24 protein-coding genes are annotated in these 26577 nt (G+C 65.4%); 13 read left to right on the top strand and 11 right to left on the bottom strand.

Annotated elements, in window-relative coordinates; all coding sequences use genetic code 11:
* Positions 1 to 187 precede the first annotated feature (187 nt).
* The 5 genes from DM872_RS05820 to DM872_RS05800 all read left to right on the top strand — a co-directional run bounded on the left by DM872_RS05820 (position 188) and on the right by DM872_RS05800 (position 4870).
* Positions 188 to 1000, top strand: coding sequence for an HDOD domain-containing protein (locus DM872_RS05820; protein WP_179058600.1), 813 nt, complete (start codon positions 188 to 190; stop codon positions 998 to 1000).
* 25 nt (positions 1001 to 1025) lie between these two features.
* A complete protein-coding gene (gene mutM, locus DM872_RS05815) occupies positions 1026 to 1838 on the top strand; it encodes a bifunctional DNA-formamidopyrimidine glycosylase/DNA-(apurinic or apyrimidinic site) lyase (protein ID WP_179058559.1) in 813 nt (270 codons plus the stop codon).
* A gap of 62 nt (positions 1839 to 1900) precedes the next feature.
* Complete coding sequence (locus DM872_RS05810; RefSeq protein ID WP_179058558.1) at positions 1901 to 2479, top strand: lysophospholipid acyltransferase family protein; 579 nt, start codon at positions 1901 to 1903, stop codon at positions 2477 to 2479.
* A 72-nt stretch (positions 2480 to 2551) separates the two neighbouring features.
* Positions 2552 to 2890, top strand: coding sequence for a multidrug transporter (locus DM872_RS05805; RefSeq protein ID WP_179058557.1), 339 nt, complete (start codon positions 2552 to 2554; stop codon positions 2888 to 2890).
* Positions 2891 to 3019: 129 nt separating this feature from the next.
* Entirely contained in the window at positions 3020 to 4870 is a 1851-nt protein-coding gene (locus tag DM872_RS05800; protein ID WP_179058556.1) for a Na/Pi cotransporter family protein, read from the top strand.
* 108 nt (positions 4871 to 4978) lie between these two features.
* On the opposite strand, the gene ggt is transcribed toward DM872_RS05800, so the two are convergent.
* The 7 genes from ggt to DM872_RS05765 form a co-directional block, all read right to left on the bottom strand.
* Complete coding sequence (gene ggt, locus DM872_RS05795; RefSeq protein ID WP_179058555.1) at positions 4979 to 6682, bottom strand: gamma-glutamyltransferase; 1704 nt, start codon at positions 6680 to 6682, stop codon at positions 4979 to 4981.
* A gap of 3 nt (positions 6683 to 6685) precedes the next feature.
* Entirely contained in the window at positions 6686 to 6937 is a 252-nt protein-coding gene (locus DM872_RS05790) for a YfhL family 4Fe-4S dicluster ferredoxin (protein ID WP_028629061.1), read from the bottom strand.
* A gap of 141 nt (positions 6938 to 7078) precedes the next feature.
* Positions 7079 to 7558 carry a pantetheine-phosphate adenylyltransferase gene (gene coaD / locus DM872_RS05785; protein ID WP_179058554.1) on the bottom strand — a complete coding sequence of 160 codons (480 nt, stop codon included), beginning with the start codon at positions 7556 to 7558 and terminating at the stop codon, positions 7079 to 7081.
* A gap of 73 nt (positions 7559 to 7631) precedes the next feature.
* Entirely contained in the window at positions 7632 to 8018 is a 387-nt protein-coding gene (locus tag DM872_RS05780; RefSeq protein ID WP_179058553.1) for a phosphopantetheine adenylyltransferase, read from the bottom strand.
* 24 nt (positions 8019 to 8042) lie between these two features.
* Positions 8043 to 9638, bottom strand: a complete 1596-nt coding sequence (locus tag DM872_RS05775; RefSeq protein ID WP_179058552.1) for a GMC family oxidoreductase — start codon at positions 9636 to 9638, stop codon at positions 8043 to 8045.
* A gap of 182 nt (positions 9639 to 9820) precedes the next feature.
* Positions 9821 to 10366 carry a twin-arginine translocation pathway signal protein gene (locus DM872_RS05770; RefSeq protein ID WP_179058551.1) on the bottom strand — a complete coding sequence of 182 codons (546 nt, stop codon included), beginning with the start codon at positions 10364 to 10366 and terminating at the stop codon, positions 9821 to 9823.
* Between the two features lie 28 nt (positions 10367 to 10394).
* A complete protein-coding gene (locus tag DM872_RS05765; protein WP_179058550.1) occupies positions 10395 to 11825 on the bottom strand; it encodes a coniferyl aldehyde dehydrogenase in 1431 nt (476 codons plus the stop codon).
* Between the two features lie 260 nt (positions 11826 to 12085).
* Here DM872_RS05765 and DM872_RS05760 point away from each other — a divergent pair, with 260 nt between their 5' ends.
* The 5 genes from DM872_RS05760 (at position 12086) to DM872_RS05740 (ending at position 18698) form a co-directional block, all read left to right on the top strand.
* Positions 12086 to 12751 (top strand): TetR/AcrR family transcriptional regulator, encoded by a 666-nt coding sequence (locus DM872_RS05760; RefSeq protein WP_179058549.1) that lies wholly within the window; start codon positions 12086 to 12088, stop codon positions 12749 to 12751.
* Between the two features lie 83 nt (positions 12752 to 12834).
* A complete protein-coding gene (locus DM872_RS05755) occupies positions 12835 to 14229 on the top strand; it encodes a diguanylate cyclase domain-containing protein (RefSeq protein ID WP_179058548.1) in 1395 nt (464 codons plus the stop codon).
* 2 nt (positions 14230 to 14231) lie between these two features.
* Positions 14232 to 15560: a glycosyltransferase family 2 protein gene (locus tag DM872_RS05750; protein ID WP_179058547.1), complete on the top strand. Its 1329-nt coding sequence runs from the start codon at positions 14232 to 14234 to the stop codon at positions 15558 to 15560.
* Positions 15561 to 15564: 4 nt separating this feature from the next.
* Positions 15565 to 17649 carry a TolC family protein gene (locus tag DM872_RS05745; RefSeq protein ID WP_179058546.1) on the top strand — a complete coding sequence of 695 codons (2085 nt, stop codon included), beginning with the start codon at positions 15565 to 15567 and terminating at the stop codon, positions 17647 to 17649.
* An 8-nt stretch (positions 17650 to 17657) separates the two neighbouring features.
* A complete protein-coding gene (locus DM872_RS05740) occupies positions 17658 to 18698 on the top strand; it encodes an efflux RND transporter periplasmic adaptor subunit (RefSeq protein ID WP_179058545.1) in 1041 nt (346 codons plus the stop codon).
* Positions 18699 to 18708: 10 nt separating this feature from the next.
* Here the strand turns inward: DM872_RS05740 and DM872_RS05735 are convergent, their stop codons facing one another.
* From DM872_RS05735 to DM872_RS05720, 4 genes are read right to left on the bottom strand one after another with little or no spacing between them, the layout of a single operon-like run.
* The gene (locus tag DM872_RS05735; protein ID WP_179058544.1) at positions 18709 to 19728 is read right to left on the bottom strand and encodes a hydrolase; all 1020 of its coding nucleotides are present in this window, start codon (positions 19726 to 19728) and stop codon (positions 18709 to 18711) included.
* Between the two features lie 14 nt (positions 19729 to 19742).
* On the bottom strand, positions 19743 to 20360 hold the full coding sequence (gene rsmD, locus DM872_RS05730; protein WP_179058543.1) for a 16S rRNA (guanine(966)-N(2))-methyltransferase RsmD: 618 nt from the start codon (positions 20358 to 20360) through the stop codon (positions 19743 to 19745).
* Positions 20360 to 21847, bottom strand: a complete 1488-nt coding sequence (locus tag DM872_RS05725) for a M16 family metallopeptidase (protein WP_179058542.1) — start codon at positions 21845 to 21847, stop codon at positions 20360 to 20362. The genes rsmD and DM872_RS05725 overlap by 1 nt, the downstream gene beginning before the upstream one ends.
* A complete protein-coding gene (locus tag DM872_RS05720; RefSeq protein WP_179058541.1) occupies positions 21840 to 23195 on the bottom strand; it encodes a M16 family metallopeptidase in 1356 nt (451 codons plus the stop codon). The genes DM872_RS05725 and DM872_RS05720 overlap by 8 nt, the downstream gene beginning before the upstream one ends.
* A gap of 143 nt (positions 23196 to 23338) precedes the next feature.
* On the opposite strand from DM872_RS05720, the gene ftsY reads away from it, so the two are divergent.
* The 3 genes from ftsY to ftsX are packed head-to-tail and all read left to right on the top strand — an operon-like array spanning position 23339 to position 26492.
* The gene (gene ftsY / locus DM872_RS05715) at positions 23339 to 24808 is read left to right on the top strand and encodes a signal recognition particle-docking protein FtsY (RefSeq protein ID WP_179058540.1); all 1470 of its coding nucleotides are present in this window, start codon (positions 23339 to 23341) and stop codon (positions 24806 to 24808) included.
* On the top strand, positions 24805 to 25473 hold the full coding sequence (gene ftsE, locus DM872_RS05710; protein WP_179058539.1) for a cell division ATP-binding protein FtsE: 669 nt from the start codon (positions 24805 to 24807) through the stop codon (positions 25471 to 25473). Before ftsY ends, ftsE begins: the two co-directional genes overlap by 4 nt.
* Positions 25473 to 26492 carry a permease-like cell division protein FtsX gene (gene ftsX, locus DM872_RS05705; RefSeq protein ID WP_179058538.1) on the top strand — a complete coding sequence of 340 codons (1020 nt, stop codon included), beginning with the start codon at positions 25473 to 25475 and terminating at the stop codon, positions 26490 to 26492. Before ftsE ends, ftsX begins: the two co-directional genes overlap by 1 nt.
* Positions 26493 to 26577: the final 85 nt, after the last annotated feature.

The following is a 26577-nucleotide window of genomic DNA, read 5'->3' as shown; positions in this document are numbered from 1 at the left end:
GCAGGCTCCGGGGGCCGCCCGGCGGTGCTGTAGGCGACCTGGCACGATGGTCGGAAAATGCCTGGAAATCCCGAGCAAGTGATTGGTGCAACCGGGTAGACTGTCGACTCGGTCAAACTTCCCTCTCATTCCCATGGCTCAAGAACTATCCGCAGATCAGATCCGTCAGGTCCTGCAGGGCATCAGTGTGCCGCCGCAACCTCAGATCATGGTCGACCTGCAAATGGAGCAGGTCATGCCCAACCCGGACCTGAAGTCCATCGCCCGCCTGATCAGCCAGGACCCGGGCCTGTCCGGCGCGCTGCTGAAGATCGTCAACTCGCCCTTTTTCGGCCTGACCAACCGCATCGCCTCGATCCAGCAGGCGGTGAACCTGCTCGGCTGCAACACGGTGATCAACCTGATCAACGCACAGTCGATCAAGGGCGAGATGAGCGATGAGACCATCCTTACCCTGAACCGCTTCTGGGACACCGCCCAGGACGTCGCGATGACCAGCCTGACGCTGGCCAAGCGCATCGGTTACCAGTCGGCCGACGAGGCCTATGCCCTCGGCCTGTTCCACAATTGCGGCATCCCGCTGATGCTCAAGCGCTTCCCCGACTACATGATGGTGCTGGAAGAGGCCTACGCCAGTGCTGGCCCTGAGCGCCGCGTGGTGGACACCGAGAATCGCCTGCTGAATACCAACCACGCTGTGGTCGGATTCTTCACGGCGCGCTCCTGGCGCTTGCCGGAGCATCTCTGCGAAGCCATCGCCAACCACCACAACGCACTGTCGATCTTCACCGACGATTCCGCTCGCGATGCCCAGCTCAAGACGCTGCTGGCCATCCTCAAGATGGCCGAGCACATCTGTGCCTCGCATCTGGTGCTGGGCAACCAGCCAGAGGATTACGAGTGGATGAGCATTCGCGCGCAGGTGCTGGACTATGTCGGGTTGTCGGAGTACGACTTCGAGAACCTCAAGGAAAGCATCCGCGAGCTTGGCGTGAGCTGAGCCGCGCCCGAGTACCGAGATTCCGATGCCTGAATTACCCGAAGTCGAAACTACCCGTCGTGGCATTGCGCCCTTCCTCGAAGGCCAGCGCGTCAGCCGGGTGATCGTGCGTGAGCGCCGTCTGCGCTGGCCGATTCCCGAGGACCTCGATGTGCGGCTGTCCGGCCAGCGCATCCTGCTGGTGGAGCGCCGCGCCAAGTACCTGTTGCTGCAGGCCGAGGTCGGCACCCTGATCAGCCACCTCGGCATGTCCGGCAGCCTGCGCCTGGTGGAAGCAGGGCTGGAAGCGGCCAAGCATGAGCATGTGGATATCGAGCTGGAGTCGGGCATGGCCCTGCGCTACACCGACCCACGTCGCTTCGGCGCGCTGCTGTGGAGCGATGATCCGCTGAACCACGAGCTGCTGCGTCACCTGGGACCGGAACCGCTGACCGGGCTGTTCGACGGCGACCGCCTGTTCCAGCTGTCCCGCGGCCGCAGCATGGCGGTGAAGCCCTTCATCATGGATAACGCCGTGGTGGTCGGGGTCGGCAACATTTACGCCACCGAGGCGCTGTTCGCCGCCGGGATCGACCCGCGTCGCGAAGCGGGCTCCATTTCGCGGGCGCGCTACCTGAAGCTGGCCGAGGAGATCAAACGTATCCTCGCGCAAGCCATTGAGTGTGGCGGTACCACGCTGCGCGACTTCGTCGGCGGTGACGGCAAGCCGGGCTACTTCCAGCAGGAGCTGTTCGTCTACGGGCGCGCGGGCGAGTTCTGCAAGCAGTGCGGCTCGACTCTGCGGGAAGTCCGCCTGGGCCAGCGCGCCAGCGTCTACTGTCCGCGCTGCCAACGCTAATCCCTCGCCGGGTCGCCAGACTCGGCGTCGAGCATTCGTATAACAAGAAAGAAGTCTGTCCTATGTACGGTAACTACCTGCCCCCCAATCCCTTTGCCGAGGCGATCGGCCACGGCATGCTGCGCCTGATGGGCTGGCGTATCGAGGGACGCATGCCGCTCCTCGACAAGTTTGTGGTGATCGGCGCCCATCACACCTCCAACTGGGACTTCGTGATCTTCCTCGCGGTGAAGTTCGTCCTGCGCCTGAATGGCCACTGGTTCGCCAAGCACACGCTGTTCCGCCGGCCCTTCGGCGGTCTGTTGAAGCGCTGGGGCGGGGTGCCGATCCACCGCCACCTCAAGCTGAACATGGTGGAGCAGGCAGTGGAGCAATTCCGCCAGAGCCGCGAGTTCATGCTGATCATCTCGCCCGAAGGCACCCGCAAGCGGGTGGAGCGCTGGAAGATGGGCTTCTACCACATCGCCCGTGGCGCCGACGTGCCGGTGGTGCCGGCGGCCCTGGATTACGTCAATCGCCGGGTGGTGATCGGCCAGCCGTTCTACACCACCGGTGACGAGCAGGCCGATCTGCGCCAGTTGCTGGCCTTCTACCGTCCTTACGTGCCGAAAAAACCCGACTACGCTTTCAATGGCGATTGAAGGCCGTCACGCTGCCAATGTGCCATGCGCTGTTATAGTTTTTCGTACACCACTATCTGAAGGATCGCCCGTATGAACCTGCTCCGCACAACCGCTGCTGTCCTGGCGCTGACCACTGGCCTGCTGGCGCTGCCGGCTAATGCGGAAGTGGTACAGGAAAACGTCAGCGGCGACCCGATGTACACCGCCAACGCCCCCAGCGGTTACAGCATGGCCGGCGACATCCTGATCGCCCGCCCGCTGCTGATCGGCGCTACCGTGATCGGCGCAGGCCTGTTCATCATCAGCCTGCCGTTCTCCGCCCTGGGCGGGAATGTCGGGGATGCGGCCGATGCGCTGGTTGTCGAGCCAGGCAGAGAGGCCTTCGTGCGCTGCCTGGGCTGCACCATTAGCGGTTACCAGCGAGACTGATCCCTTCCTGTAGCTCCATCGCGACGGCCCCTCTTCGGGGTCGTCGGCGTTTTCGGACTCTGTACGGGTTGCCGATTGGCGGCCGCATCGGGTAACAGCTGGGCAGTGTCTGGTGAAGGAATACCGCCCGTGAAGCATTACTCCCGCATCGTCTTGCTCATCTTGGCCACCATCGGCTTGGCATTGAGCTTCTGGTTCAGCTCCGGTTGGCTGGAACTCTGCGCCGGTCTCGCGCTGTTCCTGTTCGGGATGCAGTGCCTGGAAGAGGGGCTACGCCAACTCGCCGGCAGCAAACTCGAGCAACTGCTGGCCAGCAGCACCTCCACCAACTTCAAGGGGCTGATGTTCGGCATCTGCGGCACCTTGCTGCTGCAATCCAGCACGCTGGTGTCGCTGCTTACCATCGCCTTCATCAGTGCCGGGCTGATCCAGCTCGCCGGCGGCATCGCCATTCTGTTCGGCGCCAACCTGGGGGCTACCAGCGGCATCTGGCTGCTGGCCCTGGCGGGGCAGAACCTCAGCCTGAGCCCGCTGGCATTGCCGTTGCTGGTGTTCGGCGTGCTCGGCGGCTTCGTCGGCGAGAAGAGCAAGGCGGCCGGACGCATCGTTCTCGGCATTGCCTTCATCTTCCTCGGTATCGACCAGATCAAGGACGGTTTCGCCAGTTTCGGCGACGGCCTCGACTTCACCGCTTACCAGGCGGACGGGCTGATGGGCAGCCTGCTGTTCTCGCTGGTGGGGCTGTTGGTGACCGTGGTGCTGCAATCCAGCCACGCAACCTTGATGCTGACCTTGGCGGCCCTGGCAGGCGGTCAGCTGGACCTGGCCCAGGGGTTCGCCATCGCCATCGGCTCCAACGTCGGCAGCAGCGTCACTACGGCCTTCGTGGGCTCCCTCGGCGGCAACCGCAGTGGACAGCGGCTGGCGCTGGCCCATGTGTTGTTCAACGTAGTCACTTGCAGCCTGGCTTTCATCCTGCTGGGGCCATTGAGCTGGCTGGTTGATCGGATCGCCGGTCTCACCGGACTGGGCGACAACGAGCTGATCCAGCTGGCCATGTTCCATAGCCTGATCAACGCCATGGGGGTGCTGTTGTTCTGGCCGCTTCAGGAACGTCTCGCACATTGGCTGGTGCGCTGGTTGCCGGAGCGCGAAGAGCCCCAGGTGCTCATCACCGAATTGGCTGCCGGGCCGGAGGAGCTGCTGCGTACACGGGCGCGCTACCTCAACGAACGCGCCCTGGACTCGGTGGATGCCGCCGCCAGCGCCGTGGTGCGCGAGTTGCGCCATCTCGGGCGCTTGAGCATGGAAGTGATCTGTCACGCGCTCTATCTGCCGGTGGATCAACTGGCCAAGGCGCAAGGCGACGAGCGCCTGCTGCAGGCCCGGCCGGAGCGCCATCATCTGGATGCGGAAGCGCTCTACCAGCGGCATATCAAGGGTGTGTACGGCGATCTGCTGAGTTTCATGGGCCGACTCGACCTGCCTCTGGACGAAGCGCACCAGCAGTTCTGGGTCAGTTGCCAACTGGCTGCGCTGCAACTGGTGGATGCTGTGAAGGACGCCAAGCACCTGCAGAAGAACCTCGGCCGCTATCTGGATCAGGAGCCGTCACCCCTTCGTGATGCCTACGTGGACCTGCGTCGCCACCTGCTGACCATGCTCCATGAGCTGCACGAGCTGGGCCGTTCCGACCTGCCGGAGCAGGCCTGGAACGAGCGCTTGGCCTGGCTGGACGGAAAGGCCGCGGCCTTCGATGGCAGCTTCCGCACCCGGCTGTTCAATTCGGTGCGCAGTGGCGAGTTGGATGGCCTGATGACCAGTTCCCTGATGAACGATCTGGGTTATGCCAGCCGGATCTTCCAGAGCCTTCGCAACGTGATGATGCTGGGTGAAGGACAGTTGCTGTTCCGCGAGCTGCGGCGGCTGGAGCAGGATGACGAGGCGTTGATCGTGCTGGAAGGCGAGCGGCTGACCTGAGGTGCGGCCCTGTTTTCTGTGGGAGTGAATTCATTCGCGATGTGGACCCCTTGTGCTGGCTTGGGGGTAACGGGCCGCTGGGGCGGCCCTTCGCGAATGAATTCGCTCCTACTTTAGCTTCTCGATGTCGAGGATTTCGGATAGGCCGAGGCCTCGTGGGTCGCTGGCCGCGTCGAGGCTGCCCTTGGCCTTGCTCCAGAACAGCACCTGTTGGTTGCCGTAGTTGCGTTCCAGCGGCTTGAGGCTGTAGCCGCGAGCGCGCAATTCGGCGGTTTCGCTGCTGCTGAAGGCGCCCGGCTCGTACTCGATCTGGTCCGGCAGGTACTGGTGGTGATAGCGCGCCACCGCTGGCCAGCGGTTCACCGGCTGACCATCCAGGTACTCCAGCACCGACAACAGCACCATGCTGGGAATCCGGCTGCCGCCCGGGGTGCCGAAGGCGGCGAATTCTCCTTCGCTTTCGATGAAGGTCGGGCTCATGGACGAGAGCGGGCGTTTGCCGGAGCCCACGGCATTGGCCTGGCTGGCGGCAAGGCCGTAAGCGTTGGCGCCGTCGGGGTTCGCCGCGAAATCGTCCATCTCGTCATTCAGCAGAACGCCGGTGCCGGGCACGGTGAACGCAGCGCCGAAGGGCAGGTTGATGGACAGCGTGGCGGCCACCGCATTGCCGTCCTTGTCGATGACCGCGAAGTGCGTCGTGTGGTCGCCTTCGCGCCAGGGCGGCGAAGGCGGCAGGCTGCTGCTCGGCGTGGCGCGTCGGGCATCGATACCCTTGGCGAGGTCTTTCAGGTAGCCGGCATCGAGCAGTTTGGCCTGCGGAATTACAACGAAATCCGGGTCGCCGAGCAGGCCACGGTCGCGATAGGCGCGGCGCAGGACTTCCACCACGTAGTGGGTGCGCTGCACGCGGTCTGCCTTGCGCCAGGGCAGTTCCTGCAACATGGCCAGGCTCTGGGCCAGGGCGATGCCGCCGGCCGAGGGCGGCGGGGCACCGATCAGCTCACGGCCATCGGCGAGGCGGAAGCGGATCGGCTGGCGTTCCACGGTTTTGTATTCGGCCAGGTCGCGCAGGCTCCAGATGCCGCCGGCGGCGTTCACGCCCTGCACCAGCCTTTCGGCGGTGAGGCCGCTGTAGAACCCGGCCTTGCCGTAGCGGGCGATGCGTTCGAGGGTGTTGCCGAGTTCCGGCTGGCGCAGCAGGCTGAATTCTTCCGGGATTTCACCCTTGTGGTCGAGGAACAGCCGCGCCGTTTCCGGGTCGTCGCGCATGGACGACAGTCTCCAGGAGGCGCGCTCGCGGTAGACCCGGTCCACTGAGATGCCGTCGCGGGCCAGGCGGATGGCCGGTGTCAGGCTGTCGGCCAGGGGCAAGCGGCCGTAGCGGCCAGCGAGGTCCGCCAGGGCGGCAGGCAGGCCGGGAATGGCGGCGGCCAGCGGGCCATCCAGGGACAGGGCCGGGTCTACCTTGCCGTCACGTACATACAGGCGTGCATTGGCGGCCAACGGGGCGCGTTCGCGGGCATCGAGGAAGTGGTAGGTGGGCTTGTCGCCGCCCTTGCGGAGCAGGAAGAAGCCGCCGCCGCCGAGGCCGGAACCGTAAGGTTCGGCGACTGCCAATGCGGCGCTGATGGCGACTGCGGCATCGAAGGCGTTGCCGCCCTGCGCCAGGGTTTCCAGGCCGGCCACTGTGGCAGACGGATGGGGCGTGGCAACTGCCGCGCGGCCCGGCTCGGCGGCCTGGGACAGGCTCGCGAGCAGGAGCAGCGACGCCAGCAGCGCGCCACGGTAGGCGCCGCGTACCGGGCGGCCCATGGATCAGGCCTTGCCGGTGAGCTTCAGGTACTTCTGCATCAGCTCATCCTTGCTTTCGACATGGGTTTCGTCTAGCGGAATGCAATCGACGGGGCAGACCTGCTGGCACTGGGGTTCGTCGTAGTGGCCGACGCATTCGGTGCACAGGTTGGGATCGATCACGTAGATCTCTTCGCCCTGGGAGATCGCGCCGTTCGGGCACTCGGGTTCGCAGACGTCGCAATTGATGCAGTCGTCGGTGATCTTGAGGGACATGGGAACAACTCCTGCCGTCGCCATGCAGCGGCGGCCTTTAACAGAAATAGCGGAATTGTGCCGGATTGCCGCGATCGACGCACGCGCCGATCGCCAGGGTGCAGGGCGAGGCTCTTGCGAGCCTTCAGCAGAGCCCCGTGCTCAGCGTTTGAAACGCTCGGCCAATGCCGCAGCGACAGCGGGATGGACGAACTTGCTGATATCGCCGCCCAGGGCCGCTATTTCACGCACGAGCGTGGAGGAGATGAAGGAATACCGCTCCGACGGAGTGAGGAACATGCTCTCCACGTCCGGCGCCAGTTGGCGGTTCATGTTGGCCAGCTGGAATTCGTATTCGAAGTCGGACACGGCGCGCAGGCCACGCAGGAAGACATTGGCATTCTGCTCTTTGACGAAATGCGCCAGCAGGGAGGAGAAGCCCACCACTTCGACGTTCGGCAGGTGTTTGGTGACTTCGCGCGCCAGCTCCACACGCTGCTCCAGGCTGAACAGCGGATTCTTCTTCGGGCTCGCGGCAACGGCGATGATCACGGTATCGAACAGGCGCGAGGCGCGTTCGATCAGATCGCCGTGACCCTTGGTGATGGGGTCGAAAGTGCCCGGATACAACACTCGGTTCATCGCGACGTCCTGGCAGGGGACCGAAAGGGAATCGGATGGTAGCGCAGCGAAACCGCGCGGCCAAGAAGTGCGCTCATCCGGTCGACTCCGGCCGGCGCAGCAGCCAGAGCACGATGGCCAGTGCCAGGCAGGCCAGCGCTACCCAATCGGCGATCACCACCTTGCGCAGCGCGGCGTTGTAGCCCGGTGTGAGCCAGGCCAGCAGCAGGAACGACAGCACACTCACCAGCCCGCCCAGGCTGGCTGCCGGTTGCAGCGCCGGACGAAAGGCCGCCCAGACCAGCAGCGCGCCGAGCAGGCCAAACAACACCGCACGGTGGCGCATCAGGATCAGCAGGTTGGGCTCGCTGAATGACAGGCCGTAGAGCGCCGCGAGTCGTTCAGCCCCGAGCAGGCCGCTGATCGGCAGCAGGTGAATGATGCCGGCGACGATCAGCAGGGCGGAGAGGAGCTTGTCCATGGGGCCTGTCCTCGCGGGGAGCCATTACACCTTGCCCAGCCGCTCGGCCAGGTCACTGGCCAGCTTAGCCGTCAGGCCATAGACCGACAGCTGCGGGTTGGCGCCGATGCTGGTGGGGAACAGCGAGCCGTCGTGGATCGACAGGTTGGCCAACTGATGGTGCCGGCCCAGGCTGTCGGTCACTGCCAGCTTCGGGTCCTCGCCCATGGCGCAACCGCCCATCACGTGGGCGCTGCCCAGGCGGGCGCGGTAGAGCTCCAGCGGCAGGCTGTCGATCAGGGCGCGGGCTTCGGCCAGGGTTTTCACGTAGTCGGCGTTGTTGTGCATGGGGAGGACGGAGCGGGCGCCCGCGGCGAACTGGATCTCGGCCATGACGTGGTATGCCCGGCGAATGCCGTCCCAGGTGTAGTCGGTCATGCGGTAGTCGAGCACCGGGCTGCCGTCGCTGCGCAGCTCCACCGAGCCTTCGGCACTGTCCGGATGGAAGCCGTCGCGCATCAGGGCCAGCATCACGTTGGTGTGCGGCAGCTGTTCCATGCGCAGCGCATTGTCGACGCCAAAGCGGCCCAGGAGGGTGCTGGTGAGCGCCGGTTGCAGGGGCGGCACTTCGAGCTTGTAGGACATGCGTCCGGTGGCGCCGTCATCCCACTGGAAATGGTCGGAATAGATCGACTGCGGCGCACCGTAGAAGGGATTGATCACCCGGTCGAACTGCGCCGCGGAGAAGTTCACCACATGCAGGAAGGTGCGCTTTCCGGTGCGGCTGTGCGGGTCCGGTGCGTTGGAGCGCAGGAGCAGGCCGGGGGTGTTGATGCCGCCGCCGGCCAGCACGTAGTGGCGTGCCTTGACCGTGATCTTGCGGCCAGTGGGCGCCACGCAGCGTTCGTCCAGGCCGAGGCATTCGATGCCGGTGACCTTGTCGCCTTCGATCAGCAGCTTTTCGGCACGGGCCAGATAGAGCAGCTCGCCACCCTTTTCCAGGGTGGCGGGAATGGTAGTGACCAACATCGACTGCTTGGCGTTGGTTGGGCAGCCCATGCCGCAATAACCGAGGTTCCAGCAACCGCGCACGTTGCGTGGAATCACCTTCCAGTGCAGCCCGAGCTTTTCGCAGCCAAGGCGGATCACATCGTTGTTTGGGTTGGGCGGAATCGCCCAGGGCGCGACGCCCAGGCGCTGTTCCATCTTCTCGAACCAGGGCGCCATCTCTGCCACGGAGAGCCCCTTAACGCCATGCTCGCTGGCCCAGTGCTGCAGCGTCAGGTCGGGGGTGCGGAAGCTGGATGTCCAGTTCACCAAGGTGGTGCCGCCCACGGCCCGGCCCTGGAGGATGGTGATGGCGCCATCCTTGGTCATGCGGCCGATGCCTTCCTGGTAGAGGCTCGGGTAGGCCTCGGCTTCCTGCATCTTGAAGTCGGAACTGGTCTTGAGCGGGCCTTCTTCGATCAGCAATACCTTGAAGCCTGCAGCGCTGAGGATTTCCGCAGTGGTACCACCACCGGCGCCGCTGCCGACGATCGCAACGTCGGCTTCCAGAGTCAGGTCTTGCTCCAGTTGCGAGCCGTTGTGGGTTTTCCAGCCGCGGGCGAGGCCTTCGGCGAACAGATCGGGTACAGGCATGTCAGGGTCTCGAGCAGTTCTTGTCGTTATGGCGATGGATCAGAACCTGTTTACGATCTGCTGCGCGTCGGCCCTGCGGCGTTAAAAACAGGCTCGGAATGCTCATTTACAGCTCGTAAACTCCGCTTCCTCGCCTGTTTTTGCCTTGCATGGCTCTAGCTCGCGAAATCGTAAATAGGTTCTCAGATCAGCGGCGGGCCGGGATAACCGCAGTGGGCCCAGGATTCCGGCCGGCCGTACCAGGCCATCATCACCAGTTGCAGCAGGGATGCGTGGCCCATCTTCAGCAGGCCGATGGAGCTGTTTTCCCAGCGCGTGAGGAAGTCGCGCACATCCTGGGCGCTGGCCTTCTCCCAACTGCCCCAGACGCCCGTCAGCGGGCCACGGGTGACCGGCAGGGCGAGCACGTCGAACAGCTGCAGGGTCAGCTTGAGCATTTCCGGTGAGAGACGGTGCAGGGCGTAATCCAGGCTTTGCAGGGTGCCCGTCACCGCCGCCGGCAGTTGTTCGACGGATACGGCGCCGTCCACCATCACCGGCACCAGCGCGCGCAGGAACGGCAGGTCGGAGTCACGCAACACGGCAAAACCGCTGGCAGGTGCGCTGGCCGAGCAGCCGGTGAGGCTGGCGGTCACGCCGGCGGTGGCGAGAAAGGCCGAGCCGAACAGGCCGACCTTGAGCAGGTTGCGCCGGGAGAGCCCCGGCGCGTCGAGGGTGGTTTCGCTCATTCTTGTTATCTGCCTGCGAAGGCCCGGTTCAGCGGACGAAAAGTTTGAAGACCAGCTTCTGGATGGCCTTGCCGTAGGGCGGGTAGATCAGCTTCGCGGCATTGAAACGCTGCTTGATGAACACCGCCTTGGCCTTGCTGAAGGTGAGGAAACCTTCATGGCCGTGATAGTGGCCCATGCCGGAGGGGCCGATGCCGCCGAAGGGCATGTCGTCCTGGGCCACGTGGAGCAACGTGTCGTTCAGGCACACGCCGCCGGAGTGGGTTTCGTGCAGCACGCGCTGCTGTTCGGCCTTGCCGTAGCCGAAGTAGTAGAGGGCCAGCGGGCGCGGACGATCATTGATGTAGGCGAAGGCATCGTCGATGGCGCGATAGGGGACGATGGGCAGCAGCGGGCCGAAGATCTCCTCCTGCATCAGCTTCATGTCGTCGGTCGCGCCCAGTACGACGGTGTGCGGCAGGCGACGGCCCTGGGCTTCGGGGAATAGCGGGACCAGGCGCGCGCCCTTGGTTTCGGCGTCGGTCAGGTAGCCCTTGAGGCGGCTCAGTTGGCGGTCATTGATGATGGCCGTGTAGTCGGGGTTGTCGGTCAGCTGCGGGTAGAAGCCCTTCACAGCCTGGCGATAGGCCTCGACGAAGCCGTCGACACGATCTTCCGGCACCAGGACGTAGTCCGGGGCCACGCAGGTCTGACCGGCGTTCATGGTCTTGCCGAAGGCGATGCGCTCGGCGGCGTCGGTCAGGGGCACGTCGGCGGAGACGATGGCCGGCGACTTGCCGCCCAGTTCCAGGGTTACCGGGGTCAGGTTCTCGGCTGCGGCGCGCATCACGTGCTTGCCGATGCTGGTTGCGCCGGTGAACAGCAGGTGGTCGAAGGGCTGGCGGGAGAACGCAACGCCGACGTCGGCCTCGCCCTGGACCACGGCCACCAGGTCTTCGGGGAAGACGCGCGCCAGCAGTTCCTGGAGCAATTGGGCGGTGGCCGGGGTGGATTCACTCATCTTGATCATCACCCGGTTGCCCGCCGCCAACGCGCCCACCAGCGGGCCGATGGCCAGGAACAGCGGATAGTTCCACGGCACGATGACGCCGACGACACCCAGCGGCTGGTAGACCACCTTGGCCGAAGCCGGTTGGAACGCCATGCCGACACTACGACGGGAGGGCTTCATCCATTTGCGGATGCGCTTGCTGACGTAATGGATGCCTTGAAGGCTGGGCATGATCTCCGCGAGCAGTGTCTCTTCCGCCGCGCGATTGCTGAAGTCCTGGGAAATGGCTGCTACCAGGGCGTCCTGCTCGGTGAACAGGAGGTCGCGCAGCGATTTCAGCCATTGGATGCGCTGCTCGGCACTGGGCATGGGGTTGGCGCGAAAGGCTTCGCGCTGGCGCTGGAAGAGGGACTCCAGTTGGCTGATCTGCTGCTGGGTCTGTTGCAGGTAAGCGATGTCGGCGACCATGGCGCTGCTCCTCGGCGGCTCCGGACGAGCCGTTTCGCATCCGCTGTACGGATACGGTAAGGCTCTGTTCTTGTGATGTCGCTGGATTTTTAGAGCAATTGCTCTAATCTGTCAAATTAGCTTGCCCTGTGGTCCGTCCGCCGGCAGCCCATCGAAAAGCTGGGCGTGCCTGGTCCCGGTAACACCGGGTGTTTCCGGAGCGCCTTGCGGTGTACCTTTAGCGCTCGCCGCGTTCCATCGATTGCAGGAATTTCCACCTGATGTCCCCAAGACCCAAGACCCGCGACCGAATCGTTCTGGAGAGCCTCGGGCTGTTCAACACCCAGGGCGAGCGCAACGTCACCACCAACCACATTGCCGCTCACCTGGGCATGTCGCCGGGCAACCTCTATTACCACTTCCGCAACAAGCAGGAGATCATCGCCGAGCTGTTCGGACTCTATGAGGCGCGGGTGGACAGCTTCCTGCGCCTGCCAGAAGGTCGCCCGGTGACGGTGGAGGACAAGACCTTCTACCTGGAGTCGCTGCTGGCGGCCATGTGGGATTTCCGCTTCCTGCACCGGGACCTGGAACACTTGCTGGAGTCGGATGCCGAGCTTGCCTCGCGCTATCGCCTGTTCGCCCAGCGCTGCCTGGATCATGCCCAGGGCATCTACCGCGGCTTCGTCAGTGCCGGCATCCTGCGCATGAACCCGGCCCAGGTCGAAGCGCTGACCCTCAACAGCTGGATCATCGTCACCTCCTGGGTGCGCTTTCTCTGCACCACCCGCGTCGATGCTGGTGACCTCAGCCAGGAATTGCTGCGTCGGGGCATCTATCAGGTGCTGGCGCTGGAAGGTGGCTACCTGGCGCCGGAGGCGCAGCCTGCGGTCAAGGCGCTCTACGAGAAGCTGTATGTGCCGCTGGAGCAGGTGGTACCGAGCTGATCGAGGAAACATTGACGCGTGTTAAGGCGAAGTGGCGCGTCTATAGTGAGAAAATTGAGCCAAGGAATGCTTGAGTTTTATCCATGTCCAGAAGCACACCTAGGATTGCGTTACTTGGCGCTGGTCCGTATCGATTCCCCGGCATTGAACTGGAACGCTACAACGATCTTGCGAGCCTGCAGGCCGATTCCGAAGCCGATGTGCTGTTGGTCGACCTGCCGGGCGCACAGGCGGGCCAGGCCTTGCGGGGCCTGCGCCTCGATCCCCGCTATCGTTTCAGTCTGATCTACTGTTGTCAGGACCAGGATCCCTGGTGCATTGCCCTGGGTGACGGCCCGCCGCCGGCCGACCCTGGTGCGATCACGCCCCTGTGGCGCCTCTGGCGCGAGCGCTTTGGCCTTTTCAATCGCGGAGCCGCCCCGGAACGCTTCGAGGAACGGGTGATGGCGTGGCTCTGGCTGCGCTCACGTGGTGAAGTCGTTGCAGTGCGTGATGCCAGCGTGCCCCAGCACTACCGCTATCCGCTGCTGGAAGCCCTGGGCAACGAAGAGACCATCAATCAATTCTCCTGGCTACAGCTGATGAGCCAGCAGGGCTGGCTGGAAGAGGGTGAACTGCAGGACCGGTTGCGCTTGTGCACCGGCTGCGGGTCGGGTCGCCTCAATTACGTGGATGTCTGCCCCGAGTGCCAGGCCCTGGACATTGGTCGCCAGCCTTCGCTGCATTGCTTCACCTGCGGGCACGTCGGTCCCCAGGAACATTTCCTCAAGGAAGGCGTGCTGCTCTGCCCGAACTGCCTGACTCGTCTTCGCCATATTGGCAGCGACTACGACCGTCCGCTGGAGAACTACCGCTGCCGCAACTGCCAGGCCTTTTTCGTCGATGCCGCCGTGGATGCGCGCTGCCTGGATTGCGGCCAATCCCACGCGCCCGACAAGCTGCGCGTACGCGAGATACGCCACTTCCGCCTGGCCGAGGCCGGGCGCCTGAGATGCCGGGAAGGCTTCGGCGCCGGGGCGACGAACCTCGAGCGCTTCGGCAGTCTCAACTTGTTGCCACGCCAGGCCTTCCTCGATCTGCTGAACTGGCAGCTGCAACTGACGCGACGGCACCGGGAGCCGGCCTTCTCTCTTCTCGGTCTGCGATTCGTCAACCTGTTGGACACCCTCTCCCAACTCGGTGAGATGCGCGGCCACGCGCTGGTGGACGGGCTGGTGGAGCGCCTGCAGGAAGCCGTGCGGGAAACCGATCGTTGTTGCCGGCTGAGCGAGGAGGTGCTCTGGCTGCTGATGCCGCACACCGATGTCACCGGCATGGAGGTGGTGCGCAAGCGCCTGGTCAAGGGAGCGGAACGCCTGACCGCCGGACAGGCGACGCCCATCGAGGTGCGGTTGGCCGTCTTCACGGCTCCCGATGATCAGCAGGACCAGGAAGACGCTGCCCTGCTGCTGGCGCGTCTGGGCGGACAGTTGGGCTGAGCATGGAAGCCTTTGTCGAGCAGTGGCTGCTGCTCCTCGGCGAGTTCGCCAGGAGCGATGGCATTCTGCAGGGTGCCTTCATGTTGCTGCCGGCCTTCCTGCTGCTGGAGCTGCCGCTCAACCTGCTGGTGCTGATCGGCGTCCTGCGCTGGTTCGTCCGCAAGCCGTTCGAGTTGCCCCAGCAGAGCACCTATCGGCCGCGGGTGTCCTGCATCATCACCTGCTACAGCGAGGGTCGGGACGTCCAGACGACCCTGCGCAGCCTGTGCGAGCAGACCTACCCCGGCTATATCGAGATGATTCCGGTGGTGGACGGAGCGGCCGTGAACCAGCCCACCATGCAGGCCGTGCGGGACTTTCGCGTCGATCCGCAGCTCTATCCGCGACGCCTGTTGCGACCCATCGCCAAGTGGCAGCGCGGGGGCCGGGTCTCCTCCCTGAACGCGGGCCTGGCTCACTGCACCGGCGAAGTGGTGATGGCCCTGGATGGCGACACCTCCTTCGACAACGACATGGTCAGCCAGATGGTCCGTCATTTCGCCGACCCGGACGTCCCGGCCGTGGCAGGAAGCCTGCGAGTGCGCAATGCCTGGGCTTCGCTCACCACCGCCATGCAGGCGCTGGAGTATCAGCTGTCGATCCACATGGCCAAGATCGGCCTCAGCGAATGGAACCTGGTGAATAACGTATCCGGTGCGTTCGGCGCGTTTCGCCGCAGTTTCCTCGACAAGATCGGCGGCTGGGACACCCACACCGCGGAAGACCTCGATATCACCCTGCGGATCAAGAACTACTTCGGCCGCAGGCCCCTGCGCATTCCGTTCGAGCCTTGCGCCATCGGCCATACCGATGCGCCCGTGACCTTCCTGCAGTTCCTCAAGCAGCGCCTGCGCTGGGACGGTGACCTGTACTTCCTCTATATCCGCAAGCACCGCCACAGCTTCAATCCGCGACTGCTGGGCTGGCCGAACTTCCTGATGACCCTGATCACCGGCTTCTTCTTCCAGCTGGTATTGCCTTTCATCATCGCCGGCTACTGCCTGGCCGGGCCCTGGGTATTGCCCTGGCCGCGCTTCCTGGCCCTGGCCGCCCTCATCTACCTGGTCTATCTGGGCATGACGCTGTTGCTCTATGTGGCCATGCTGGCCCTGGTGTCCGAGCGGCCGCGCCTGGACCTGCGATTGTTCCCTGTGGTCTTCGTCTTCCCGCTGTTCATGCTGGTCATGCGCATGTGGAGCGCGGTGGCCATGCTCAACGAGGCCCTGCGCCGCGGCCATGAGGAAACCAGCATGGCGCCCTGGTGGGTGCTGCGCAGGGCCAAGAGGTTCTGAGTTGATGATTCGTCCATTTCTTTTCTGCGCACTGCTGCTGGCCGCCGGCATGGTCCGGGCCGACGTGCTGCCGTTGGCCCAGGTGCTGGACCGCGCCGAAGACGGCACCGCGCTGCAGGCCAAGGCGGCCGAGCTGCGGGCGCTGGATGCACTCAAGGAACAACGCGAAGCCGAGGCGGGCTGGCAGTGGTTCGGCTCCGGCAGTACCGGGCACTACCACGAACTGGTGACCGAAGACCTGCGTGACGACTATTACGGGCGTGACCTGGCCCTCGGCCTGCGCCACCCGCTGCTCGGCAGCCTGCGTCGACAAGTCCAGGCCGTATCGGCGGTGGAGCTTGAGCAGAAGCGGCAGCAGGCGCAGCGCCTGTTGCGCCTGGCGGAGCAACGTCTGGCCTTACGCAGCGCCTACGCCGACTGGTGGCGCGCCGAGCAGGAAGAGCGCTGGTGCAAGGGGCTGCTGCCCGCATCCCAGACGGCTCGCGAACGCCTGGCCCGGCGTCAGCAGGGCGGCTGGCTGCTGCCTTCGCAGGCGCGATTGCTGGACGGCCAATGGCAAGGTCTCCAGCAGCGTTGCCGGCAGAGCGCGCTCCTGGTGGAGGACACCCGCGCCAGCCTGGCCGGGTTGGCGGGTATGGAGATTGGCCCTGGTCAGCAGGCCGAAGCGGAATCGCTGTCAACGCAAGTGCTGCCGCTGTCCAACTGGCGTCTGGCCTTGGAGGGTCACCCGAGCCTGCAGGAGCGGCAGGACGAACTGCGCCACGCCGAGCGCAATCGGCAATCGCCCTGGTACGAGAGCGTCGATTCAAGCTTCAGCGTTGCGCAGAGCTACGAGTCACGCAGCGGCGCCAGCAAGAGCGGCGACGGGCTGGTGGCCGCACTCAGTCTGTCCGCGCCCTTCGACCTGATGAACTACGGCCGGGCCCGCAATCGCGAAGGTGAGGCGCGCCATCAAGCCGCCCTGGCGCAGCTGGAGGCCGAGCGCCAGCAACTGCTCCAGTCCCTTGGGCAGACCCTGCAGGCCCAACGCCAGGCAGCGCTGAACCTGGATCGAGAGCGCGAGCAGTTGGCTGTTTCAGACCAGGCCCTGCGGGAGCAGCGGCTGCGCGCCGAGCGCTCGGTTTCCGAGAGCGCGGCCGAGGAACTGGCTGTGGAACTTGAACGCTACAACAGCGGATTGCGCCTGATTGCCGCCTGGCACGCTGCCTGGCTGCGTGAAGCGGCCCTGCGTCTGTTCGTCGACGATGACCAGGCCCTGGCTGGCCTGCTGGGGCCGCAGCGTCTCGACTGGACGGCCCTGGGTGTGGTTGGGGCGGCGCCGAAGGGCGTCGGCTCGACGGGCTGGAGCCAGGGTGTTTACCTGTGGAAAAGCGGGGCATTGCTGAATCCCGCGACTCGTCACGCGGAACTGCGCGAACTGCGCCGCGCCGGCATGACGCGGCTGTACCTGGGGCTCGATGGTGGGCAGGTGGCCAACATCCCGGTCCTGCGCAAGCAACTGCAGGACACCCTTGATGAGGCCCACGCCCAAGGCTTGCAGGTGGCTTTGCTGCTGGGGGACCCGGCTTGGCTGGAGCCCGCTGGGCGCCAGGGTTTGCTGGATCTGCTCGGCAAGCTCAAGGGGCTGCCGTTCGATGCCCTGCACCTGGATCTTGAGGTGGAGCAGCTCGGCTGGCCGGTGCCCGACCGCCGCTTGCAGGACTGGCTGGACAGCCTGGGCGCCGTGTCCGGGGTCGTGTCCTGGCCGCTGGAGCTGTCCAGCCATCCCCGCTGGTTCGCCGAGCCAGTCGCCGGCGCGACCTGCGTGCCCTGTGCCCTGCCGAAGCGCGGCGTGCGGCAGGTCGACCTGATGATCTACACCCGCAATCCCGCTCGAAGCGCCGAACTGGCGGAATCCATCGCCCGGCGCTGGCCGGCGCTGCGCTTCCGTCTGGCCCAGAGTGTCGAGCCCCAGCTACCGGCTGAGGAGTCCTGGGCTGGGGCATCGCGCACGCAGTTGCGGGAACAGTTCGAGCGTTGGCGCACGCGCCTGCAGCCTGCCGGTATCACCGGTGTCGACTGGCAGGATTGGACCCATTTCCCCCGTTGAGTCAGGCCATGAAGATTCGATTCTCCAGCCCCAAGGAACAGCAGCCCACCCAGGAGCAGGGGCTCAAGGTGCTCTACGCACCCGGTAAGCGCCTGGCCTTCAAGCTGCGCTGGTACCTGATCCTGCTCGCGGTGACCAGTCCGCTGTTGTTCCTGGTCGGGCGCGAGTTCCTCGGCCTTTGGCTGATCGAGGCGCCGGTGCAGCTGCACCTGCCGTCCACCGAGCTGCGGGCGCGGGAGGCTGGACAGGTGGAGCGCGTGCTGGCCAGGCCCGGCGACCGGGTCGAGGCCGGCCAGTTGCTGGTGAAGATGGATAACCCCGAGTGGCGCGGTCGACTTGCCCTGCTCGGTGACTCCGCCGCCCAGGCGCGACAGCCTGCCGGGAATCGGCCCTTGCCGGAGCAGGAGCGTCAGGCTCTGGAACGTCTTCTGGCCAGTGCGGAGGGGCGCTTGGGACGCCTGCGCGGGCTGCTCGCCGCCGGTGCCGCGACCCGGGGGGAGGTCCAGCAGGCCCAGGACGAGCGGGACAGGCGCCAGCGTGACCTGCTGCAATTCGAGCGGCGAGAGTCGCAACCGGTGGACGACACTCTGGAACGTCAGCGCCGACTGGAAAGCGATTGGCTGCAAGCACGCTTGCATGGGCTGGAGCTGAAGGCCGGGGAGTCTGGGGTGATCAGCGAGGTGCTGGTGGATGAGGGCGAAAACGTCGGCCCCGGGACACCGCTGATGCGCCTGCAGCGTCTGGGCGACGCCGAACTGTGGGTCTATCTCGACCCGCGGGATGCCGTCTATGCCTCTCCAGGCCAGCCTTTCCGGCTGCGCCTACCGGACGGCACCTGGCTGCCTGCCGAGGTGGTGCGCATGGTGGAGGACGCCGCTCCTGTGCCGGTGGAGCTGCGCGAGGCATTCAGCGCCCCGAGCCGCAACCTGCGCTTGCTGGCGCGGGTAAAAGGGGAGTGGCCGGCGTTCTGGCGTGTGGACCGTCTGGGTTTGAAGGCGCGCTTCCCCCATCGCTGGCGCTGGCTCGACAGTTGGGCCAGCGACCACTGAGCCGCGGCGTTCAGCGCTCCGGTGTCTGACTCGCTAGCCAGTCCGGAATCCGCCGCTCGAGGTAATAGGTGGGCTGCTGCGGCGATCCTTCGATGAACCCCACGTGGCCGCCCCGCGCATGCAGTTCCATGCGGGTCGAGGCCGAAAGTTCATGGGCCTCCGGCAGGCTGTGGCGGAAGACGAAGGGGTCGTCGGCTGACTGGATCAGCAGGGTGGGAATGCGGATGCCGCCCAGGTAGTAGCGGCTGGACGCGCGGCGATAGTAGTCGTGGGCATCGCTGAAACCGTGCAGTGGCGCGGTGATGCGACCGTCGAAGTCCCAGAAGGTACGCATGTTTTCCAGCGAGCCGAGGCGTTCCAGGGTGGACAGGTGTTCGCCGTGGCCCTGATGCGCGAACGACTGCTGCTTGTTCTTCACATAAGCCACCATTTCGCGCATGAAATGCGCCTGGTAGACCCGTGAGAAACCCAGGGCGATGCGGTCGGCGCACTGGTCCAGCCGGTAGGGCACCGAGACCGCCACCGCACCTTGCAGGCCGCAGTCGTCGCCGGTTTCTCCGAGGTACTTGAGTAGCACGTTGCCACCCAGCGAATAGCCCACCGCATAGAGCGGCGCCAGCGGGCGGCTGGCGCGCAGGTGCTGGACGGCGGTCGCCAGATCCTCGCTGACACCCGAGTGGTAGCCACGGGGCAGCAGGTTGGGTTCGCCCGAACAGCCACGCCAGTTGATGGCGACGCTGGCCCAACCGCGAGCGGCCAGCTCCTGCTGCAGGCCAAGCACGTACAGGGAGCCGGATGAGCCGGTCAGGCCGTGCAGGGCCAGCACCAGTGGTGCATCGGCTTCGTGGGGACCATGCCAGTCCAGGTCGAGGAAATCACCGTCGTCCAGCCACAAGCGCTCCCGCTGCCGGGAAAGCCGGAGTGGCTTGCGGCAGAAGGGCGACCACAGGGTCTGCAAATGTGGGCCCGGCAACCACCAGGCCGGCTGGAAGCCGGCGCGGGTGGTCGCGGGCGAATGGAACTGGTTCATCGGTGTGCCGTCGATCAGGCGTCGGAGGTTTCCCTGGCCGAGCGTTGCCACAGGGCGTAGTACACCTGGCCGGCTTTCTTCTCGCGGTGCAGGCGCCAGTTACCCGGTAGACCGAGCGCGGAGGGCGCGTTCTCGCTTTCGGTATAGACCCAGGCGAGGGGTGAGAGCCAGCCGCGATTCTCCAGGAGGTCGCAAACAGGTTGCAGCAGGCCCTGGTTGAACGGCGGATCGAGGAATACGACGTCGAAAGCGCTGGAGGACTGGGTGTCCAGATAACGCAGGGCGTCGCTTTGCAGCAGTTGGCCCCGGCCACAGCGCAGGGTGTCCAGATGGCCGCGCAATGCGGCGACCGAGTCGGGATTCAGGTCCAGCGCCAGCGCCTCGACGGCACCCCGGGACAGCGCCTCCAGATAGAGGGCGCCGCTACCGGCGAAGGGGTCCAGGACCCGCGCGCCTTCGATATAGGGTGCGAGCCAGTTGAACAACGTCTCGCGTACCCGGTCGGGGGTGGGGCGCAGGCTGGGACCGTTGGGGAAGGAAAAGCGCCGCGAGCGCCATTCGCCGCCGATGATGCGGAGTTGGCCCTGGCCGCCGTGTTTCGGCGTGGCGGGTCTGGGGGTCGGTTTGCGCATCAGTGCTCCGGTACGCCGCTGGGCATTTCGGCGGGCTTGTCGGTGGGCGGCGGCAGGTCCTTCTGGGGAACGGTGGGGCCGGCGGTGACGATGACGAACTGGTCGGGGTTCAGGTGTTTGGCCATGGCGGCCTTCACCTGGACAACGTCGAGCGCCTGGACCTTGGCCATGAAGTCTTCCAGGTAGGTCAGCGGCAGGTTGTAGAAGCCGATGGCGCCCAGCTGGCCGACGATGTCGGCGTTGCTCGCGGTGGACAGCGGGAAGCTGCCCGCCAGCTCACGCTTGGCATCGTCCAGTTCCTTCTGGGTCGGACCGTCTGCCAGGTACTGGCGAACGATATCCTGGATCAGCTTGAGGGTGCCCTGGCTCATCTCGGCGCGGGTTTGCAGACCGATCATGAACGGGCCGCGTACCTGCATGGCGGTAAAGCCGGAGCTGACGCCATAGGTCAGGCCGCGCTTTTCGCGCACCTCTTCCATCAGTCGCGTGCCGAACCCGCCGCCGCCGAGGATCTGGTTGCCGAGGTAAAGCGCGGCGTAATCCGGGTCATTCCGGTCGATGCCGAGCTGGGCCAGCATCAGGTGGGTCTGCTTGGACGGGAACTCGATGTGATTGATACCGGCCTTGGGTGCATCCGGTTCCGGCAGCTTGGCCAGGGCAGGGCCCTTCGGCAGTGCGCTGGATACCTGGTTGGCAATGGCTTCGGCTTCGGCGCGGGTGAGATTGCCGACGACGGCGATCACCACGTTGCCGGCGGCGTAGGCCTTCTGATGGAACTCGCGCATCTGGGCGACGGTGATGCCGGGTACGGACTTCTCATCGCCTTCGCTGGGGTGCGCGTACGGATGCTGGCCGTAGAGTTTCTCGAAGAGCTCCAGGCCGGCGAGCTTGCCGGGGTTCTGCTTCTGGTACTCGAATCCGGCGAGCATCTGGTTCTTGATCCGCGCCAGGGAGTCTTCAGGGAAGGTTGGCGCACCGATCACCTGGGTGAACAGTTCCAGGGCGGGCTCGCGCTGCTCGGGGGCGGTGAGGCTGCGCAGGCTGGCGATGGCCATGTCGCGGTAGGCGCCGTTGCCGAACTCGGCGCCCAGGCCCTCGAAGCCCTGGGCGATGGCGGTGACGTCCTTGCCCTTCACACCCTCGTTGAGCATCGCGTTGGTGAGGGTCGCCAGGCCAGAGGTGGCGCCGTCCTGACTGCTGCCGGCGGCGAAGGTCAGGCGCAGGTCGAACATCGGCAGCTCAGGCGCGGCAACGAAGAGCACCTTGGCGCCTTCAGCGGTGGTCCAGCTCTGGATGTCCAGGCTACGGCGACTGGGTGCCTTGCCGCCCAGCTCTGCCAGGGATTGCAGTCCCTCGGCCGGTGCCGGGGTGGCGGTTTCGGCGGTGGCGGTAGTGTCCGGGCGGTTGGCGACGAAGCCGAGTACGCCGAGCAGGACGATCAGGGCCAGGCCGAGCAGGCCGTAACGCAGGCCGTTTCGCTCAGTCATTGCGGGCCTCCTCGGGAAGGATGTGGGCGACGCTCAGGCGGTCGCGGGTGAAGAAGGTCTTGGCGGCGGCCTGGATGTCGGCGGGCGTCACGGCTTCGAGGGCCGCGAGGTCCTGGTCCATCAGTTTCCAGGACAGGCCAACGGTTTCCAGCTGGCCGATGGTGGTGGCCTGGCTGGTGATGGAGTCGCGCTGATAGACGAGGTCGGCGATCGCCTGGGCGCGTACGCGCTTGAGTTCGTCGGCGCTCGGCGGGGTGTTCTTCAGGTCTTCCAGCTGGCGCCAGAGGCCGGCTTCGGTCTGCTCGAGGGTCTTGCCCTTCTGCACGTTGGGGGTGGCGCTGATGACGAACAGGCTGTCGCCACGGGGGAAGCCGTCGTACCAGGCGGAGGCGCCGCTGACGAGCTCCTCGCCGCGTTCCAGTCGGCTGGACAGGCGCGCGCTGTAGCCGCCGTCGAGCAGGGTGGAAATCAGGCGCAGGGCGTGGACCTGGCGGGGGTCCTTGGCTGTGGCGAGACCCGGCACGTTGAAGCCCATGATCAGGCTCGGCAGCTGGGTGCGCACGTGCAGGTTGAGGCGGCGCTCGCCGGGGGTGGCCAGCTCCAGCGGCTTCTTCGCGGGCGGCACGTCACGCTTGGGAATGTTGGCGAAATAGCGCTCGGCGAGGCCTTTGACCTCGTCCGGGGTGACGTCGCCGACTACCACCAGGGTGGCGTTGTTCGGCACGTACCAGGATTCGTACCAGTGGCGCAGCTCCTCGACCTTCATACGGTTGAGGTCGGCCATCCAGCCGATGGTGGGGATGTGGTAACCGCTTGCCGGATAGGCCATCGCCTTGAAACGCTCGAAGGCTTTGGCGGTGGGCTTGTCGTCGGTGCGCAGGCGGCGTTCTTCCTTGATCACTTCGATCTCGCGGGTGAACTCTTCCGGCGGCAGCTTGAGGCTGGCGAGGCGATCGGCTTCCAGCTCGAAGGCGACGCCCAGGCGGTCGCGGGCCAGCACCTGGTAGTAGGCGGTGTAGTCGTCGCTGGTGAAGGCGTTCTCCTCGGCGCCGAGCTCCCGCAGGATGCGCGAGGCTTCGCCTGGGCCGAGTTTGCGGCTGCCCTTGAACATCATGTGTTCGAGGGCGTGGGAGAGACCGGTCTGGCCGGGCGTTTCGTAGCTCGAACCGACCTTGTACCAGAGCTGGGACACCACCACGGGGGCGCGATGGTCTTCACGGACGACGACCTTGAGGCCGTTGTCCAGGGTGAACTCGTGGGTGGGCTGATTGTCTGCAGCGATAGCCAAAACGGGCAGACAGAGAGCGCAATACAGCAAGCCGGCGGCTTGTCGGGCAATGGCTTTCATTGATGTTCTTGACCTATCGGACGGCCCCGGCGGTCGTACCGCCTGCGGGCGAAGAGGTGCTAGGATACCCCATCCTTTCCCGGGGCGGCGAAGCTGGCCGGCATAGAGCCAGTACGGCCGCTCCCTTGAGATGCAATCGACTCATGTTTGGTTCCAACGACGACAAGAAAGCTCCGGCCCAGGCCGGGGAAAAGAAATCCTTGTTCGGCTGGCTGCGCAAAAAGCCCCAGGAAACCGCTCCCGTCGCTCCGGCGGAACCGGTTGCTCCTGTCGAGGCAGAGACGCCGGCCGCACCTGCGCCCACGCCTGAAATTGTTCCGGTTGCCCAGCCTGTCGCTGAGCCCGTAACGGCTCCGGCCCCGGTCCCCGAAGCGGCTCCGGTCGTAGCCGAAGTCCCGGCACCGGCACCGGCACCGGCACCGGCACCGGCACCAGCGCCCGCGCCTGTCGAAGTCTCCGCGCCCGCTCCGGTCGTGACCGAAGCGCCCGCTCCCGTGATTGCCGAGGCGCCGGTAGTCGCCGAGGCTGTTGCACCTGCACCTGCACCTGCACCTGCACCTGCACCTGCACCTGCACCTGCACCTGCACCTGCACCCGTGGCAGAAGAGCCGGCGCCGGTGATCGCACCCGCTCCTGCAGTCGAGCCGGCCCCCGTTCTCGCCGTCCAGACCGAGCCCGCCAAGGCCAGCTTCTTCTCCCGCCTCAAGCAGGGACTGTCGAAGACCAGCGCCAGCATTGGCGAAGGCATGGCCAGCCTGTTCCTCGGCCGCAAGGCCATCGACGACGACCTGCTGGATGAAATCGAGACCCGTCTCCTGACCGCCGACGTGGGTGTGGAAGCCACCACTGCCATCGTCCAGAGCCTGACCCAGAAGGTCGCGCGCAAGCAGCTGGCTGACGCCGACGCCCTCTACAAGGCCTTGCAGGACGAACTGGCGGCTCTGCTGCGTCCGGTCGAACAACCGCTGAAGATCGAGAGTGGCAGCGCGCCCTACGTGATCCTCGTGGTCGGCGTGAACGGCGTCGGCAAGACCACCACCATCGGCAAGCTGGCCAAGAAGCTGCAGCTCGACGGTAAGAAAGTCATGCTGGCCGCCGGTGACACCTTCCGCGCCGCTGCGGTCGAGCAGCTGCAGGTCTGGGGCGAGCGCAACAACATCGCCGTGATTGCCCAGCACACCGGCGCCGACTCCGCTTCCGTGATCTTCGATGCCGTGCAGGCCGCCAAGGCCCGGGGCGTCGATGTGCTGATCGCCGATACCGCCGGCCGTCTGCACACCAAGGACAACCTCATGGAGGAGCTGAAGAAGGTGCGCCGCGTGATCGGCAAGCTGGACGAGACCGCTCCCCACGAAGTGCTGCTGGTGCTGGACGCCGGCACCGGCCAGAACGCGATCAACCAGGCCAAGCAGTTCCACCAGGCGGTCAACCTGTCCGGCCTGGCGCTGACCAAACTGGACGGCACCGCCAAGGGCGGGGTGATCTTCGCCCTGGCCAAGCAATTCAGCCTGCCGATCCGCTACATCGGTGTGGGTGAAGGCATCGACGACCTGCGTACCTTCGAAGCCGACGCCTTCGTCAAGGCCCTCTTCGCAGAGCGGGAGTCCGCATGATTCGATTCGAGCAGGTCGGCAAGCGCTATCCAAACGGCCACGTCGGCCTGCACGAACTGAGCTTCCGCGTACGCCGCGGCGAGTTCCTCTTCGTCACCGGCCACTCCGGCGCCGGTAAAAGCACGCTGTTGCGCCTGCTGCTGGCGATGGAGCGACCCACTACCGGCAAGCTGCTGCTAGCCGGGCAGGACCTGTCGACCATCACCAACTCGCAGATCCCTTTCCTGCGCCGCCAGATCGGCGTCGTCTTCCAGAACCACCAACTGCTGTTCGACCGCAGCGTGTTCGACAACGTCGCCCTGCCGATGCAGATCCACGGCCTGTCCAAGGCGGAGATCGCCAAACGCGTGAGCGTGGCGCTGGAGCGTGTATCCCTGGCCGACAAGGCCGAGCTTTATCCGGCCGACCTGTCCACCGGCCAGCAACAGCGCGTGGGCATTGCCCGCGCCGTCGTTCACCGCCCGGCCTTGCTGCTGGCGGACGAACCCACGGGTAACCTGGACCCGCGCCTGGCCGCCGAGATCATGGGTGTATTCGAGGACATCAATCGCTTGGGCACCACTGTCTTGATCGCCAGTCACGACCTGGCGCTGATTGCGCGCATGCGCCACCGTCTGCTCACCCTGCAACGTGGCCGCCTGATCGGCGACGGGGAGGCGGTCTGATGAGCGCCAAGCAGATGCCGCCGCCGAAGCCCGCCGAGCGTGTGGGGGCTTCGCCCCGCCACGTCGAGTCGCCGGAGAAGGGCGATGACGGCCCGGATTTCAAAACCCTGCTGCATGCCTGGCTGGAGAGCCACCGCGCCAGCCTGGTGGACAGCCTGCGTCGCCTGGGTCGCCAGCCCGTGGGCAGCTTCTTCACTTGCCTGGTGATGGCGATCGCCCTCAGCCTGCCCATGGGTCTGTCCCTGCTCCTCAGCAACGTGGAGCGGCTGGGTGGGTCCTGGCAGCGTGCGGCGCAGATTTCCCTGTTCATGAAAATGGATGCCAGCGAGTCCCAGGGGCAGAAGCTACGGGATGAAATCGCCGGCATGCCGGATGTTGCCGAGGCCGAATGGATCAGTCGCGAGCAGGCATTGGCCGAGCTGCAGCAGCAATCCGGTCTAGGCGAGGCGCTCAAGGAACTGCCGCAGAACCCGCTGCCCGGCGTGATCCTGGTGACCCCCAAGGAAGTCGACAAGGCGGCCCTTGAGGCCTTGCGTCAACGTCTGTCGGAAATGTCCGGCATCGAACAGGCGCAACTGGACCTGGTCTGGGTCGAGCGCCTGTCGGCGATCCTCAAGCTGGGCGAACGTTTCGTCTTCGGCCTGGCGGTGCTGCTGATCCTGGCCTTGCTGCTGGTCATCGGTAACACCATTCGTCTGCATATCGAGAACCGCCGCACCGAGATCGAGGTGATCAAGCTGGTGGGCGGTACCGATAGCTATGTGCGTCGTCCCTTCCTTTATATGGGCGCGCTCTACGGTACCGGCGCGGGCCTGCTGGCCTGGCTGGTGCTCGCCTATGGCCTGGACTGGCTGAACGATGCCGTCGTCCGTCTGGCCGGTCTCTACGGCAGCGACTTCGCGCTCGTGGGCGTACCACTAGCCGATGGTCTATCCCTGCTTCTGGGCGCTGTCCTGCTGGGCTACATTGGCGCCTGGCTGGCCGTCGCCCGTCATCTCAGTGAGCTGGCGCCGCGTTAGAACCCATCGGTTTTCGCGGGTGTTGCGAGGGGTGTAAGGAAACTTTTACACCCCCTTGCAGTCATATAGGCCAGTGCTACACTGC

The organism is Pseudomonas taiwanensis (genome assembly GCF_013393345.1).
Lineage (GTDB): Bacteria > Pseudomonadota > Gammaproteobacteria > Pseudomonadales > Pseudomonadaceae > Metapseudomonas > Metapseudomonas resinovorans_C.
The sequence above is the reverse complement of the archived record's forward strand: the minus strand, read 5'-3'. Positions and strand labels throughout refer to the sequence as shown.

Excerpts from the sequence above, each read along its gene's own strand:
- DM872_RS05775 (WP_179058552.1), bottom strand. The coding sequence starts at position 9,638 with ATGCCTGTACCCGATCTGTTCGCCGAAGGCCTCGCCCGCGGCTGGAAA.
- DM872_RS05805 (WP_179058557.1), top strand. The coding sequence starts at position 2,552 with ATGAACCTGCTCCGCACAACCGCTGCTGTCCTGGCGCTGACCACTGGC.
- DM872_RS05765 (WP_179058550.1), bottom strand. The coding sequence starts at position 11,825 with ATGGTCGCCGACATCGCTTACCTGCAACAGACCCAGCAGCAGATCAGC.
- DM872_RS05810 (WP_179058558.1), top strand. The coding sequence starts at position 1,901 with ATGTACGGTAACTACCTGCCCCCCAATCCCTTTGCCGAGGCGATCGGC.
- DM872_RS05740 (WP_179058545.1), top strand. The coding sequence starts at position 17,658 with ATGAAGATTCGATTCTCCAGCCCCAAGGAACAGCAGCCCACCCAGGAG.
- ftsX (WP_179058538.1), top strand. The coding sequence starts at position 25,473 with ATGAGCGCCAAGCAGATGCCGCCGCCGAAGCCCGCCGAGCGTGTGGGG.
- DM872_RS05755 (WP_179058548.1), top strand. The coding sequence starts at position 12,835 with ATGTCCAGAAGCACACCTAGGATTGCGTTACTTGGCGCTGGTCCGTAT.
- DM872_RS05745 (WP_179058546.1), top strand. The coding sequence starts at position 15,565 with ATGATTCGTCCATTTCTTTTCTGCGCACTGCTGCTGGCCGCCGGCATG.
- ftsE (WP_179058539.1), top strand. The coding sequence starts at position 24,805 with ATGATTCGATTCGAGCAGGTCGGCAAGCGCTATCCAAACGGCCACGTC.
- rsmD (WP_179058543.1), bottom strand. The coding sequence starts at position 20,360 with ATGCGCAAACCGACCCCCAGACCCGCCACGCCGAAACACGGCGGCCAG.
- DM872_RS05750 (WP_179058547.1), top strand. The coding sequence starts at position 14,232 with ATGGAAGCCTTTGTCGAGCAGTGGCTGCTGCTCCTCGGCGAGTTCGCC.
- coaD (WP_179058554.1), bottom strand. The coding sequence starts at position 7,558 with ATGAACCGAGTGTTGTATCCGGGCACTTTCGACCCCATCACCAAGGGT.
- DM872_RS05790 (WP_028629061.1), bottom strand. The coding sequence starts at position 6,937 with ATGTCCCTCAAGATCACCGACGACTGCATCAATTGCGACGTCTGCGAA.
- ftsY (WP_179058540.1), top strand. The coding sequence starts at position 23,339 with ATGTTTGGTTCCAACGACGACAAGAAAGCTCCGGCCCAGGCCGGGGAA.
- DM872_RS05735 (WP_179058544.1), bottom strand. The coding sequence starts at position 19,728 with ATGAACCAGTTCCATTCGCCCGCGACCACCCGCGCCGGCTTCCAGCCG.
- DM872_RS05780 (WP_179058553.1), bottom strand. The coding sequence starts at position 8,018 with ATGGACAAGCTCCTCTCCGCCCTGCTGATCGTCGCCGGCATCATTCAC.
- mutM (WP_179058559.1), top strand. The coding sequence starts at position 1,026 with ATGCCTGAATTACCCGAAGTCGAAACTACCCGTCGTGGCATTGCGCCC.
- ggt (WP_179058555.1), bottom strand. The coding sequence starts at position 6,682 with ATGGGCCGCCCGGTACGCGGCGCCTACCGTGGCGCGCTGCTGGCGTCG.
- DM872_RS05725 (WP_179058542.1), bottom strand. The coding sequence starts at position 21,847 with ATGACTGAGCGAAACGGCCTGCGTTACGGCCTGCTCGGCCTGGCCCTG.
- DM872_RS05760 (WP_179058549.1), top strand. The coding sequence starts at position 12,086 with ATGTCCCCAAGACCCAAGACCCGCGACCGAATCGTTCTGGAGAGCCTC.
- DM872_RS05770 (WP_179058551.1), bottom strand. The coding sequence starts at position 10,366 with ATGAGCGAAACCACCCTCGACGCGCCGGGGCTCTCCCGGCGCAACCTG.
- DM872_RS05720 (WP_179058541.1), bottom strand. The coding sequence starts at position 23,195 with ATGAAAGCCATTGCCCGACAAGCCGCCGGCTTGCTGTATTGCGCTCTC.